Source organism: Pedobacter cryoconitis, from assembly GCF_014200595.1.
In the GTDB taxonomy this organism is placed as follows: Bacteria; Bacteroidota; Bacteroidia; order Sphingobacteriales; family Sphingobacteriaceae; genus Pedobacter; species Pedobacter cryoconitis_C.
Map to the genome: position 1 here is coordinate 300,545 of NZ_JACHCG010000001.1, position 13,756 is coordinate 314,300.

The window sequence follows — 13,756 nt, forward strand, 5'->3', positions numbered from 1 at the left end:
TTTAGTTATTGAATTTGAAATGTACTGACGTGCCCGGATAATCTATAGCTGTCGAATCTGGGTGTTCTATGGATAACTGAATATATTGCCGCCGCTCTTTATTGAGTTCCGCTATACGCTGTTCCAAAATTGTCATGCCCATTGAGCGGTGAAGGGAATTATTGCTGTAGTCAGGTGTTTTTTGAAAATCGTTTCCGTTATCCCTGATCCAGATATGCAGGCTCCGCAGTTTCAATTCAAAACGTATCAGAATTTTCCCTTGTGGATGATTTTTAACGCCATGTACTACTGCATTTTCTACAAAAGGCTGCAATAGCATGACCGGAATCTCCATCATTTCGGGTTCAACACCTGGCCCTGTTTCTATCCGGTAGCTGAAGGATGAACCATTTGCCAGCTGCTGAAGATGCAGGTAATGTTCCAGTATTTCAATTTCCTGAGCTAAAGGAATAAGATCCCTGTCAGAATTTTCAAGGATTAACCTGATCAGCCTGCTAAAACTTTCCAGGTATTCCATAGAATGTTGCTGGTCTTTGCTGCGGATAAAATGTTGTACAGACTGAAGCGCATTGAAAATAAAATGAGGATTAAGTTGTAGCAAGAGCATTTGCCGTTTAAGCTGTGATTTTTCGAGTGCTTCTTTTACATTGTGATTTTTTATCCGCATATAAAGCAGTATCGAAATGAGCAGCACAATGAGTACTGCCGCCAGAATAAGGTAAGTTTGCTCACGCAACTGTAGTTTCTGTAATAGATTTTCCTTTTGAAGTGCATTGATTTTCCCTTCTTTTTGGGCGGATTCATAAGATGCAGTCAGCTCGGCCACCTTATTATCATAATTTAACCGGGTAAGAGAATCGCTGATACTGTTATACTGCTCCATATACTGCAAAGCTGCGGGAAGCTCATGCATTGTTTTAGACGCATTGTAAAGGTTAAAATAGAGCTGCTTCTTTTCCAGTGGATTAGCTATGGGTAATGCAGTCTTATAGTAACTGATCGCTGCTGAATTTTTACCGGTTTGCGCCAATGCATATCCCAGGTTGTTCAGGGTAATAACCGAAACAGGTTGTTTGAGCTGGGTTCTTATAAGAATGCTTCTTTTACTGGCATTTATAGCTTTTGTCCACTGCTTTTTTTTAAGGAAGTAATTACCCAGATTAGTTTGTAATACAGCCTCCATCGGTAGATCAGTTAATTTTTCGGCAAGCTTAATAGCCGCGCTGAAGCTTTGCAGAGCATTGTTATCTTCGGCTAATTCTACATACACACCGGCAATATTTGATAATGTTTTTAAATGATCCGAATTGCCTTCTTTGTTAATTGACAGAGACTTGAGGTAATACTCCTTTCCTTTAGGCAGATTCTTTAAAATAGCATATAGAGTTCCTATATTAGTATAAACTTTACTGACCGCTAATGGATTTTGCGTGGAATCAAGATAGTTCAGGCTTAAGAAATATGCTTGCAGTGCTTTATCAATATTTCGCTGGCTCAGATTTAAATTACCAGAGGTAGAATAAAGTTTGGCTATAAATTCCTTGTTTTTAGTTTTTCTGTTTTTAGAAATGAGCTGATCAAGCAGGATAGTGGCAGCCTTAAAGTTTTTCTCAGCGACCAGTTTATTTACCGCATTAATCTCTGGATACTCCTGAGGAACATTTGCTTTTGAAAGTATGGGCTCAGAAAAAAGCAAAAGTAATGTAAAGCAAAATTGTAAAGTCCTGGATGACATAGCAGTTTTTTATAATTCAAACCTAATCTAAAAAAACTGATAGCCAAAATTGAAAAGCTGCAAGGGAATTTCAGCGAACAACAAAGCCGCCTTTGAAAACAGCCTTGTTGTGGGAAAGAAGTTATTTGTATTTAATAAATGTTGCCCGGATTTTCTTTTCTTTGATATCGGTGGTAGTGTTAGATGAGAAACCTGTTGCTTTGTTCTCCTTTTTTGTACTTACAGTCCCGCTACCAGAACTGGTTGTAGCCACAACCTCCTCATCCATCGTAAAGATTACGCCATCAGCACCTTTCTGTTTTGCCAGTTCGATGATTTTTGCCTGGGTCTTTTCCAATGAACGAAAACCTTTATCGAGTTCAGTTTTTCCCATAACGGTATATCCCTTTGTGACGTCAGCAATAGCATAGAACTCCTCTACAGTTTGTGTGGGTGTATACGTTTTTCCAAAATATTTCTGCGCGTAGGTATTACTTAAAAAGAGTATTCCAAATAGTAAGATTAAAATTGACTTTTTCATATTTCTAAGGTTATATTTTTAATTATAGTGCAAAGGTGCATTGTTCCTTAATTGGGGAAAGTCAGTTTTCAATTGAAGCGAATAAATTTGAGGGTGAAGTGTTTAATTGCCAGGTTAAACTGATTAATGGGAAAGGATTGACTTTGATTTTTCACAAACAAGATCGGGAATTTGGAACACAAAGGTGTTTGATTATTCATATTTAATGTCCCCAGTTTTGCTCCGCCAGCGGTCTTGGCATAGCGTCAAAAATGGTTTGGCCGGGTTGGTCAATTGGTAATTGATTCAGGCGGCCATAGCGGCGCATATCAATCCAGCGGTGTCCTTCGTAAAATAAAGAATATCTCCGCTGTTTTAAAAGCTCATCAATCAAATCAGCTTTAGTTAAAGCACCGGAGTATGCCGGAAGATTTCCAGCTTTGGTCCGTATGATGTTAAGTGCTTGAACAGCATTTTGGAACTGACCCAGCTGTATCATACATTCTGCATAAATTAACACTAATTCTTCATTGCGGATGATTGATACCGGTGTTAAGTTGGAAGGATATAGGTTTACGTCATATGAACCTGTGATGCCAACCAGGTTAAGTGCAGAACTACGCTGAGCCACTTTACTCAGACGTGTATCACCGGGTTCAGCATCTGTGATGAAAGAATTGTTTGCAACTACAGACACAGCATTGTTCAGGGACTGGTAAAGCGGGTTTAATGCATCGGGAGGTATGCTCCAGTTAAATACTGGCCCGGTTGACAAAGGCCCGTCAATTTTGAAATAAGAAGCATTTAAATTATCCAGGGCACCTTGCCAGTCTTGCTGATAAATAGCGACACGGGTAGCAATGGCACGGTTGAACTGAAGAAATGTCAGGGGCGTATCAAAACCTGTAAAACCTGGAGGCACATTAAACATAAATGTGTTTCCAGCTTGTTTCAGCTGTGTACCCGCGCTATCTAATAATGCTTTTATGGTCGTCAATCCTGCTTCATACGATACAAAAGGGCCTGGCTTTAAGTAATTCGTAAGGTCTGTACGGATTCCGTTTTTTCCTTGCATATTTAAAATATGGAGCATTTCGAAAGCGATAACCGTATTGGAAAAGCCCTGAATGCCCAGTTTTTCCTGGCTGGTAATAGAATTAGTGTTCATTGCTGCCTGTTGTAATATAGCTGCGGTTTTTAACTTAAGTTAAAATCGCTGATTATAATGTTCAAATAATTTTTAAAGGCCAGCGGTAATAAAACAGGGACCTGAATTTTAAATTCAGGTCCCTGTTTTATTCTATATTAATGACTAGCTGAACAGGTTTTTTTCATTTACCTTAGAATCTGATCCTTAATAAAAGTACAGCTCTGGGTGATTGAACCAATCATATCCGGCTTATAGTTCGTCTCGTGTTCCACAAAGAAGTATTTCATTCCAGAAAGCTTAGCCTGTTTAAAAATGTCCTTATAATTGATAGTGCCAGAACCAACTTCTGCATTCAAGGTCGGATCTGACTTATCCATGTCCTTGATATGCCACATTACAAATCTCCCGGGATTGGCCTTAAATAATGCGTATGGCTGAAGACCTGAACGGATAACCCAGTAGATATCCATTTCAAAATTGACTAATTTTTTATCCGTGTTCTTTAGCAGGATGTCCATTCCCGTTTCATTGCCATATTTGATAAACTCAAAATCATGATTATGGTAAGCCAATTTCAGTCCTGCATTTTTGCAGAGCTGACCTGCATAATTGAGCCTTTTAGCCATGGTCCTGTAATCTCCGGCACTGGTTCTGACATCTGGGTTTAGCCACGGAATGGTAACATATTTTAATCCTAAAATTTTAGCCGCATCGATTGCAGCCTTAAGCTCAGCCTGTTCACCTGTCTTAAAATAAGGAGTCATATTAAAGTGACCGCTGATTGGCTTAAGATGATTCTCTTCAAGGATCTTTTTGAGTTCCACTGGTGTCAAGCCCCAAAATTGATCCTTGATACTAAAGCCGTAAAGTTCGACCTGAGTATAACCTGCCAGGGAAACTTTTTGCAAAGTTCCCTTAACATCTTTGGGCAATAGTTCACGAAGAGAATAAAGTTGCAGACCAACGTCTTTTCTTTTTTGGGCATTTGATGCTGATATTCCTGTGAAGAACAGGATTGCAACAAGCAGTAGTCCTGATAGATTTTTCTGTGATTTAAACATATGGTTTTTTTATAAATTATTTTTTTTCAATTCCTTTACTGCATAATCACATGCCCTGGCGGTCAAAGCCATAAATGTCAATGAAGGGTTCTGGCAAGCGATTGAGGGCATACATGAACCATCGGTTACGAATACATTGCTTACTTCATGCATCTGGTTCCATTTGTTCAGCACAGAAGTCTTAGGGTCTTTACCCATTCTTGCTGTTCCCATTTCGTGGATGGCCATTCCCGGAAAACATTCATCATCAAAGGTTTTTACGTTTCTGATTCCTGCCGATTCCAGCATTTCTGCTGCGTCATTGATCATATCTAAACGCATCTTTTTCTCATTTTCCTTGTATTCGCAATCTATTGCCAGCACGGGCTGCCCCCATTTATCTTTTTTAGAATGATCGATGTAAACCTTATTCTCATAGTAGGGTAACATCTCTCCAAAGCCACCCAAACCAATTGTCCATTTGCCGGGACTGGTCATTTTTTTCTTAAAATCTGCACCAAAAGATAGTTCTGCGACATCACTTTGCCAGTTCTCCCGGCTTGCGCCCCCCTGATAACCAAAGCCACGCAGATAATCTCTTTTGTCATTGCCAATATTCTGGTACCGGGGAATGTAAATTCCATTTGCCCTGCGCCCATAAGTGTATTTATCTTCAAAGCCAGTTGCATCACCCGATGCACCACACCTGAAATGATGATCCATCAAGTTATGACCAAGCTGTCCGCTGGCATTTCCCAGGCCGTTTGGATGAGCCTCAGAAGTTGAGTTGAGGAGGATGAAAGTTGAGCCAAGCGTAGAGCCATTCACAAAAACGATCCGTGCATAAAACTCCATCGTTTCTTGTGTCTGTGCATCAATGACCATTACTCCCTTTGCCTTTTTGGTATCCTTATCATAAATAATGTGGTTTACGATCGAATAAGGCCTTAAGGTCAGTTTATTAGTTGCCACCGCAGCAGGCAGGGTAGACGACTGGGTACTGAAATATGCACTAAATGGACAACCGCGGCTGCAAAGATCACGATACTGACAATTGCCTCTGCCATTGTGCGGCACGGTCAGGTTCGCTACACGGCCTATCATCATAATCCGTTCCCTGTTATATTTCTCCTCAATTCTTTTTTTTACCGATTTTTCCACGATGTTCAAATCCATTGGCGGTAAAAAACTTCCATCGGGACATAAGGGCCAGTTTTCTTTTGACCCGCTGATCCCTGCAAATTTTTCAGCATAATCATACCATGGAGCCAGGTCATCATACCGGATAGGCCAGTCTGCCCCATGTCCGTCCTTAGCATTATCCTCGAAGTTCGCCTGGCCAAACCGGTAACTTTGTCTGCCCCACATCAGGGATTTACCTCCAACATGAAAGCCCCTGTACCAGTCGAACCTCTTATCTTCTGTATAAGGGCACTCCAGGTCGTTTACCCACCACTTCGCATTGGCTTCCTGAAAAGGATAGTCTCTTTTCTGAACAGGATGAGTTCTTTTTTGTTCTTCGGTCAGCCTGCCTGCATGTGTAAATTCCCATGGATTTTTCATGGCAGTATCGTAATCTTTGATGTGCTCTATGTTTTCTCCGCGTTCTAACATAAGTACACGAAGCCCCTTTTCGGTTAATTCTTTTGCAGCCCATCCGCCACTTATCCCTGAGCCCACAACAATTGCATCGTAAGTATTTTCAGCCTTTAAATTTGTATTTATATTCATGATGTGTTGTTTATAATTAACTTTAAGTTGCCCAGGATTTCTGACCGGGTTTCAGTACGGCAGAACCATCATACCTCCCTGGCACCTGCACATACGCCCTCGCTTGTGTACAACCTATTTCTGAAGAAAAATAGCCAAGGAGCGTAAGATCCCGTCCAAGTATAAAAAAGGTTTTCAGCGGGCTTAAACCCTCTGTACTATTGGTACTTTGTTTAATCACCATATCCCTGATTTCTCCAACATAGTGGTTTTTCTCTGTAACGGTCATTGCACTAAAATCCTTTTTATAATCACTTAATGCTTTTTTACGGAACTCCAATAGCCCCTTATAAAAGGCTGACCTTTCCTTTTCCGGGTAACAATCTGTTATCATCATCGGAATAAACCGGCCAAGTCCTGCCAGCTTTGCACCCGCAGAATCCTGTGTGGCAGGGATGACGATATCGGCAAAATCTGCCAGCAATTTCCTGTCTTCAGGTGAAAAACTAACCTGCTCACCCAACTCTGGTTTAACATTACAACTCTCGAACAGAACTCCCATAGTGGTCGCTGAAAGCGCTCCACCCAGCAGGAGCGCAACGTTTTTTAATGCGTCTCTTCTTTTCATTTTATTTAGGTAAGTAATTATCTTTTTGCGGAAAATTCCGTTTGCTCATCCTGGTTGCGGATGGGTCCAATTAAACATTGGGTTTCCTGAATGCATAAGTCACGGCAACACTTAAAAGCAATATCCCTGTAAAGGTCAGTGCTGCGGTAAGGGAAAAGTGGTAGGCGATAAATCCAAGCATTGCGGGGCCAGCAAGCTGTCCTGCATAGCCCATAGTGCTTATCGCAGGAATGGCGGCCGAAGCGGGTATCCCTTTAAGCCTGCCGCCCTCACTAAAAAAGACAGGTACTATGTTTGCTGCACCTGCCCCCAAAAGTACAAAGCCCAGAAGTGTTGTTGGGATCCAGGGGGTGGATACCGCAATAAAAATCCCTAAGGCAGCGATGAGGCCACCACCAACTACTACTGTTTTACCACTAAACCGCTCCACTATGCGATCTCCCAGAAGGCGCATGGCTGCCATTGCAATTGAAAAGGTTGCATAACCAATTCCTGCAAACTCTGCATCTATTCCTCTGCTCTCCTTTAGAAAAAGGGCACTCCAATCGAGCATAGCACCTTCGGACAGAAATACGGCAAAACAAGCTGCGCCAAGAAAAATTACGCTGGAACTGAGCCATCCCGATTTTGTTTTTATTTTACTTTCCTTGTGTGTATTATTTTCTGGTATATCACCCTCCTGTTGTTTGGAAAACAGCAACTGGTATTTCCATAGCAGGATAACTATAAGCAGTATCGAAATCGAAATGGCAGCAGTTAATGGGTTGAGCCCTGCTCTCATCAATAATCCCAGCCCCAGAGAGCCACATAAGCCACCTACACTAAAAAGACCATGAAGGGATGACATTATAGGACGCCCATACCGGTTTTGAACGTGGATACCATGTGAATTCATTGCCACATCAATGACACCGATCCCCCCTCCAAAAACAAAAAGAGCAGCTCCCATTGTCCATGGACTTGGCATCAATAATAATATCGGAAGGAAAATAGCAGCAACCAGTCCTGAAATCAATATAACGATTCGTGTACCATAAAGCTTAGAGAGGTACCCACTCAGGGGCATCATTGAAATTGCACCAGTTCCAAAAAGCAATAAAAGCAGTCCAAGGTTACCATCGTTCAAGTGTAGCCTTTCCTTAGCGAAAGGCACCATAGGTGCCCAGCTTGAGAGTGCAAACCCACACACCAGGAATATATATTGTGTTGCTTTTTTTGCTTTTGTTGTGATCTGGTTATTATCCATGCGGCAAATTAATGCAAATAATTGCAAATTTGCAAATGTTTGCTATTTTTGAGAATTATAACTGGTCTTTAAGAAGACAAGTATTTTATGCAATGGGCTGAAAGAATTATATTTGTTGTGAAATGATCAAAGAAAAACGGTTCGAGCATATAATCTCCAGTTTGAAGAACACAGGTACTGTTAGTTATAGTCAAATGTCTGAGGATCTGTTGGTTTCTGAAGACACTATCCGCAGGGATATTGACTACCTGCACGAAAATGGTCTTTTATCAAAAGTCAGAGGAGGAGCGATACCACGGGATAAGAATCCGCTTTCATTTCAAGACCGTACTGATTTTCAATCTACGGAGAAGGAGATAATCGGCTTGAAGGTTCAGCCTTTACTAAAGGCCGGAATGACTGTGTTTATGGATGGTGGAACCACGGTATGCGCAGTTGCGGAATGTTTACCAGCTAATGCCTCATTAAGAGTTGTAACAAATAATATAGCCCTGGTTCCTTTATTAACGCGATTTCGGAACATAGAGGTCATTGTACTTGGCGGGAACTATGACAGGGATACGCAAACCAATACAGGTGCCAGAACATGTGATGAAGCTGCTGAATTTGTCGTTGATCTTTATCTTATGGGCACCTGCGCAATCTCAAAAGATTTCGGCATAACTTCGGCAAAAAGAGAGGACGGAGCTGTAAAGAAGGCCATGCTGAAAGGTTCAAAAACAGTTGTGGTACTCAGTAATAGCAGAAAAATAGGTACAAACGAATCTTTTGTAGTTTGTGGCTTGCAAGCAATTAATGTGTTAGTAACTGAACTTCCAAGTGATGATCCCAAACTGGATGAATTGCGTTTTAAGAACCTTAAGATTATCTGATTTCAGACTCAGCGTTACCCATTTATCTTTCTTATCTTGATGTTTTTAAAAGATATTCCCTTGTTCCAATCCTGTAGGGCAATACGTCCTTTCAGATGCTTTCCGAATTCCGGAAAATTCTTGAAATTAGTATTAGCAACCGCTTGTCTCCATTTAGTGGAGTTAAAGTCCTCTTTAGCAGTTATTATGCCATTGAGCAAAAATTCAATCTTCCCATTCTGTTGTCTGATTACCGAATGATTCCATTCATTTGGGGGGTTGACCTCGGCAGGATTTAACTGGGGGGAGAAATTATAGAGACAACCAGCACGTTTCATTTCCTTGTCGTAATCATGATGCCCCTTTTCAAGTAGTTGATATTCCGGGCCTGAAGCCCAGGCAGTCGGGATATCGGCACGTTCGACTACGTTGATAAATACCCCGCTATTTCCTTCTTTGGATATCTTCCAGTCAAAGCTGAGTTCATAATTTTCAAAATCCTGATCGGTTACCAGGTCTCCGTGCCTGGCAGCTGTACCAGGAAGACATTTGAGTTCCCCATCCTGAGCTATCCAGCCTGATGAAATATTACCCTGATTATAGAGGTGCCAGCCATTTAAAGTTTTGCCATCGAACAATAATTGATAGCCTTGCTCTTCCTCTTGCTTAGAAAGCTCGTTTTCCTTAGTTTTTGGAGAACTGCATGAAGTAATGATAGCTGCTGTTAATACTGCGACTGTGAATAATGCGGTAATTTTTTTCATAAAAAATACGGTATGACAATTATTTAAATGGACACTCTATTTGCGAATATAAGCAATTTTGCATTTATTTGCAATAAGTTGAAATGTATGAAAATTAAAAATATAATATTCGATTTAGGAGATGTCCTGCTCGACTGGAATCCCAGGTAGCAGCAAAGGAAGTGGGTATTTATGCAATACAGTTCTCAGCTCCACAATCCTTAAAAGGAGCGCTCAGGAACTTTGATATTATTCTGCCTGGATAACGAAAGCTTTTAATTTGTCCATCTTACCCTCACGAAATTGCCAGACGTCGCAATAGGAATAATGCGTAATTTTTCCATCTTTATCTTTCATGCTGATTTTCCCGACTGCGGTAACAAAATCACTTTCTCCAATGATGTGGTCGACTTCGAACTTTGGAGGTTCTGTATATGCTTTTGACATATATTGCCGAACAGCTTCTTTCCCTTTTAAAGTTTCCTCGCCAACAAATGTCCATACTGTATCTTCAGTACAATAAGAAAGAAATCCTTCATAGTCACCTTCAGTAATAGCTGCGTTTGCTTTGATTAAAATATCTTTATTATTTTCAATCATTGATTAATTGTTTTTTAATTATGGGTTCATTTTATTAAAATAGTCATTGATCACTTCATTGTTCGCATTTGCCCTTGTTTCACTCGTTCCAAATGTTAATTCTGTTTTTCCTTGTTTAAGCTGCTCAAATACAGATTCTACAAAATCGCTTACAGCAGGGTGACCATCGTGTATGCCCTTTGCACCCAGATCTGTATTCAGTGCTGGTGGAATCATTTCAATCACTTCAATAGAAGACGGTTTAAGGAGATGGCGCAAGGAAAGAGTGAATGAACGCATAAATGCTTTTGTTGCACAATAAATGGGGATTTTTGAAAGTGGTATGAAGGCTAATCCTGAGGTAACATTAATTATGGTATTCAGAGATTTTAAGTTGATGAACAGGTTTGCTAAATGAACGGGGGCTACAATATTTGTTGTGATTTCATGAGTAGCCTTTTGGTAAAAGTCAGGGTCTGAAATATCCATCCAGTTTTGTACACCAGCATTGTTAACCAGTACATTCAGATCATGATGATTTTCTGCAATCCAATTGTACAGGTCTATGCGATTTGCTTCAATATCCAGATCGCAGACTTTAGTAATTATAGAAGGAAATCTGTCCGCAATTTCTTTTAATGTTGCTTCGCGCCTGCCACAAATAATAACGGTATTGTTTTCTTTAATGAATCGCTCTGCAAGCCCCAGGCCAATACCACTGGCGCCGCCAGTAATTAAGATTTTATTGTTTGATATTTTCATCTTTATTATAGCTTATAAATGATGTACAGTAGACCATTACTAAATATAATAGAATAAATATTCAAATCTTGAAATTTAATTCATATAAACCAAATTTGGTTTATAGCTAAAAGGTAACCTTGATAAATTTTGCGGGGAAAATGGTTTTGGTAACTATATTCGCAATCTTCTTGATCCGGGATCTTTATATTCCTTTTGGAGAAGATATAGTACAGTTAAAAAATTGAGTAAAAAACATGAATACTGAAAATTTATTTTCCTACGGAACTCTACAGCACAAAAGTGTACAGATAGAAAACTACGGCAGAACGCTGGAAGGGCAATTGGATAAGCTAACTGGATATACCCTGTCTATGATTGAAATTACTGATGCAGCAGTAATAGCCTTAAGTGGGGCTGCACATCATCCTATGGTCAAACATACAGGTATTGTAACCGATGTAGTTGATGGGATGGTTTTTGAAATTTCAGCTGATGAACTTAAACGAACAGATGAATATGAAGTTGACGATTATAAAAGGGTACAGGTAATACTGGAATCAGGAAAAAAGGCCTGGGTATATATAAATGCATAGATTACCAGTACTTCAGCTATTTTTGTAAAAATTGATAACCAGGATAATAAGGTTCAGAAAATCTAGTAATAACAACAATATATAATATGAAGAAGCTAATTTTAATAGCGTGTTTATGGGGCAGTTTAACTATTGCCAAAGCCCAGCAACTGAAGTCTCCGGATGGAAAACTGACGATGACTTTTGTACTGGAAAGCGGTGGTAAGCCGAGTTACAGCCTGATTTATAAAAATAAAGATGTAATTAAGCCAAGTAAACTCGGACTGGAACTTAAAGATGATAAAAACTCTTTGCTTTCAGACTTTACTGTAGCCGATACTAAAACTTCCTCTTTTGATGAAAGCTGGAAACCAGTTTGGGGGGAAGTGAAAACTATCCGTAACCACTATAATGAATTAGCAGTTACTTTGAATCAGAAAGAAACTAACAGAGTCATGATTATCCGTTTCAGAATGTTTGATGAAGGTTTGGGATTCCGTTATGAATTTCCGGCACAGAAAAACCTGACTTATTTTGTAATCAAAGAAGAGAAAACCCAGTTTGCAATGGCAGGTGATCATACTGCATTCTGGATCGCTGGAGATTATGATACCCAAGAATATGATTATACGACTTCAAAACTTTCTGAAATAAGAGAACTGGCTGCAAAAAACAGAACAGAAAATCTTTCTCAGACTTCTTTTTCTCCAACTGGTGTTCAGACTTCTTTAATGATGAAAACCAGCAATGGATTATATATCAATTTACATGAAGCTGCGTTGATCAATTATGCGTGTATGCACCTGAATCTGGATGATAAAAACATGATTTTTGAATCGTGGCTTACACCAGATGTTAAAGGAGATAAAGGATATATGCAGGCACCAGCTAATTCGCCATGGCGGACAGTTATGGTAAGTGATGATGCCCGTGATATTCTGGCTTCAAAAATGACTTATAACCTGAATGATCCGGATAAGATAGAAGATACTTCATGGATTAAACCAATCAAATATGTTGGTGTATGGTGGGAAATGATTACCGGAAAGTCTACATGGGCTTATACAGATGAGTATCCTTCAGTACAACTTGGCATTACTGATTATTCAAAAGCTAAACCAAATGGCAAACATGGTGCAAACACGGCTAATGTAAAAAGATACATTGATTTTGCTGCTAAAAATGGTTTTGGTGGTATACTGGTTGAAGGCTGGAATGAAGGTTGGGAAGACTGGTACGGTCACTCAAAGGATTATGTATTTGACTTTGTTACCCCTTATCCTGACTTTAATGTTTCTGAAATAAGAGACTACGCGAAATCTAAAGGTGTAAAAATGATTATGCATCATGAAACTTCAGGTTCAGTGCGCAATTATGAACGTCACATTGATACGGCTTATAAATATATGAAAGCCAATGGTTACGACGCAGTTAAAAGTGGTTATGTAGGTAATATCCTGCCAAGAGGCGAAAATCATTATAGCCAGTGGATTGTAAACCATTATCAATATGCAGTGGAAAAAGCTGCTCAATATAAGATCATGGTTAATGCGCACGAAGCGGTACGCCCAACAGGTATTGCACGTACTTATCCTAACCTGATTGGCAATGAATCTGCAAGAGGTACAGAATACCAGGCTTTTGGAGGATCTAAACCAAATCATGTTACTGTACTTCCATTTACACGTTTAATTGGTGGGCCAATGGATTATACACCAGGGATTTTTGAGATGGACATCAGCAAACTTAACCCAGGTAATCATTCTCATGTAAACAGTACGATTGCGAATCAGCTTGCACTTTATTTAACCATGTACAGTCCGTTGCAGATGGCAGCTGATTTACCTGAGAATTATGAAAGGTTTCCCGATGCTTTTCAGTTTATTAAGGATGTAGCAGTGGATTGGGACGATAGTAAATATCTGGAAGCAGAACCCGGCCAGTATGTAACTGTTGCACGTATGGCAAAGGGAACAGGGCAATGGTTTGCAGGAAGTGTAAATGGTGATAATCCACGTGTATCCAACATCTCTTTCAGCTTCTTGGCACCCGGTAAAACATATGAGGCTACTATTTATGCTGATGCAAAAGACGCACACTATAAGACGAATCCTCAGGCTTATACTATCCGTAAGGTCTTGGTAACCAATAAATCAAAGCTGGCTCAGTTTTGTGCTCCGGGTGGTGGTTATGCGATCAGCTTTAAAATAGCGGATCAGACAACCACTAAAGGATTGAAAAAACTATAGTTTATAACCA

The 13,756-nt window shown here is 39.9% G+C and carries 13 protein-coding genes; 3 read left to right on the forward strand and 10 right to left on the reverse strand.

The annotated features are described in order from the left end of the window. Position 1: 1 nt before the first annotated feature. From HDE70_RS01425 to HDE70_RS01455, 7 genes are all read right to left on the reverse strand, one after another. On the reverse strand, positions 2-1,735 hold the full coding sequence (locus HDE70_RS01425) for a tetratricopeptide repeat protein (protein WP_183887592.1): 1,734 nt from the start codon (positions 1,733-1,735) through the stop codon (positions 2-4). A gap of 121 nt (positions 1,736-1,856) precedes the next feature. After that, positions 1,857-2,255, reverse strand: a complete 399-nt coding sequence (locus HDE70_RS01430; protein ID WP_183887594.1) for a hypothetical protein — start codon at positions 2,253-2,255, stop codon at positions 1,857-1,859. 202 nt (positions 2,256-2,457) lie between these two features. After that, the gene (locus HDE70_RS01435; protein ID WP_183887596.1) at positions 2,458-3,402 is read right to left on the reverse strand and encodes a RagB/SusD family nutrient uptake outer membrane protein; all 945 of its coding nucleotides are present in this window, start codon (positions 3,400-3,402) and stop codon (positions 2,458-2,460) included. A 167-nt stretch (positions 3,403-3,569) separates the two neighbouring features. Further along, positions 3,570-4,445, reverse strand: a complete 876-nt coding sequence (locus tag HDE70_RS01440; protein WP_183887598.1) for a sugar phosphate isomerase/epimerase family protein — start codon at positions 4,443-4,445, stop codon at positions 3,570-3,572. A gap of 9 nt (positions 4,446-4,454) precedes the next feature. Then, a complete protein-coding gene (locus HDE70_RS01445) occupies positions 4,455-6,155 on the reverse strand; it encodes a GMC oxidoreductase (RefSeq protein ID WP_183887600.1) in 1,701 nt (566 codons plus the stop codon). Between the two features lie 22 nt (positions 6,156-6,177). Continuing rightward, positions 6,178-6,762: a gluconate 2-dehydrogenase subunit 3 family protein gene (locus HDE70_RS01450; protein ID WP_183867802.1), complete on the reverse strand. Its 585-nt coding sequence runs from the start codon at positions 6,760-6,762 to the stop codon at positions 6,178-6,180. Between the two features lie 70 nt (positions 6,763-6,832). Beyond that, positions 6,833-8,008 carry an MFS transporter gene (locus HDE70_RS01455; protein WP_183867801.1) on the reverse strand — a complete coding sequence of 392 codons (1,176 nt, stop codon included), beginning with the start codon at positions 8,006-8,008 and terminating at the stop codon, positions 6,833-6,835. 122 nt (positions 8,009-8,130) lie between these two features. On the opposite strand from HDE70_RS01455, the gene HDE70_RS01460 reads away from it, so the two are divergent. Continuing rightward, entirely contained in the window at positions 8,131-8,880 is a 750-nt protein-coding gene (locus tag HDE70_RS01460) for a DeoR/GlpR family DNA-binding transcription regulator (RefSeq protein ID WP_183867800.1), read from the forward strand. Between the two features lie 14 nt (positions 8,881-8,894). Here the strand turns inward: HDE70_RS01460 and HDE70_RS01465 are convergent, their stop codons facing one another. The 3 genes from HDE70_RS01465 to HDE70_RS01475 form a co-directional block, all read right to left on the reverse strand. Beyond that, positions 8,895-9,623, reverse strand: coding sequence for a DUF1080 domain-containing protein (locus tag HDE70_RS01465; RefSeq protein ID WP_183887602.1), 729 nt, complete (start codon positions 9,621-9,623; stop codon positions 8,895-8,897). A 228-nt stretch (positions 9,624-9,851) separates the two neighbouring features. Continuing rightward, entirely contained in the window at positions 9,852-10,202 is a 351-nt protein-coding gene (locus HDE70_RS01470) for a nuclear transport factor 2 family protein (RefSeq protein WP_183867798.1), read from the reverse strand. An 18-nt stretch (positions 10,203-10,220) separates the two neighbouring features. Further along, positions 10,221-10,943, reverse strand: a complete 723-nt coding sequence (locus HDE70_RS01475) for an SDR family oxidoreductase (protein WP_183867797.1) — start codon at positions 10,941-10,943, stop codon at positions 10,221-10,223. 236 nt (positions 10,944-11,179) lie between these two features. Between HDE70_RS01475 and HDE70_RS01480 the strand changes: the two genes are divergently transcribed. Both HDE70_RS01480 and HDE70_RS01485 read left to right on the forward strand, forming a co-directional pair. Beyond that, positions 11,180-11,518, forward strand: coding sequence for a gamma-glutamylcyclotransferase family protein (locus tag HDE70_RS01480; protein ID WP_183867796.1), 339 nt, complete (start codon positions 11,180-11,182; stop codon positions 11,516-11,518). Between the two features lie 86 nt (positions 11,519-11,604). Then, positions 11,605-13,746, forward strand: coding sequence for a glycoside hydrolase family 97 protein (locus HDE70_RS01485; RefSeq protein ID WP_183887604.1), 2,142 nt, complete (start codon positions 11,605-11,607; stop codon positions 13,744-13,746). Positions 13,747-13,756 lie beyond the last annotated feature (10 nt).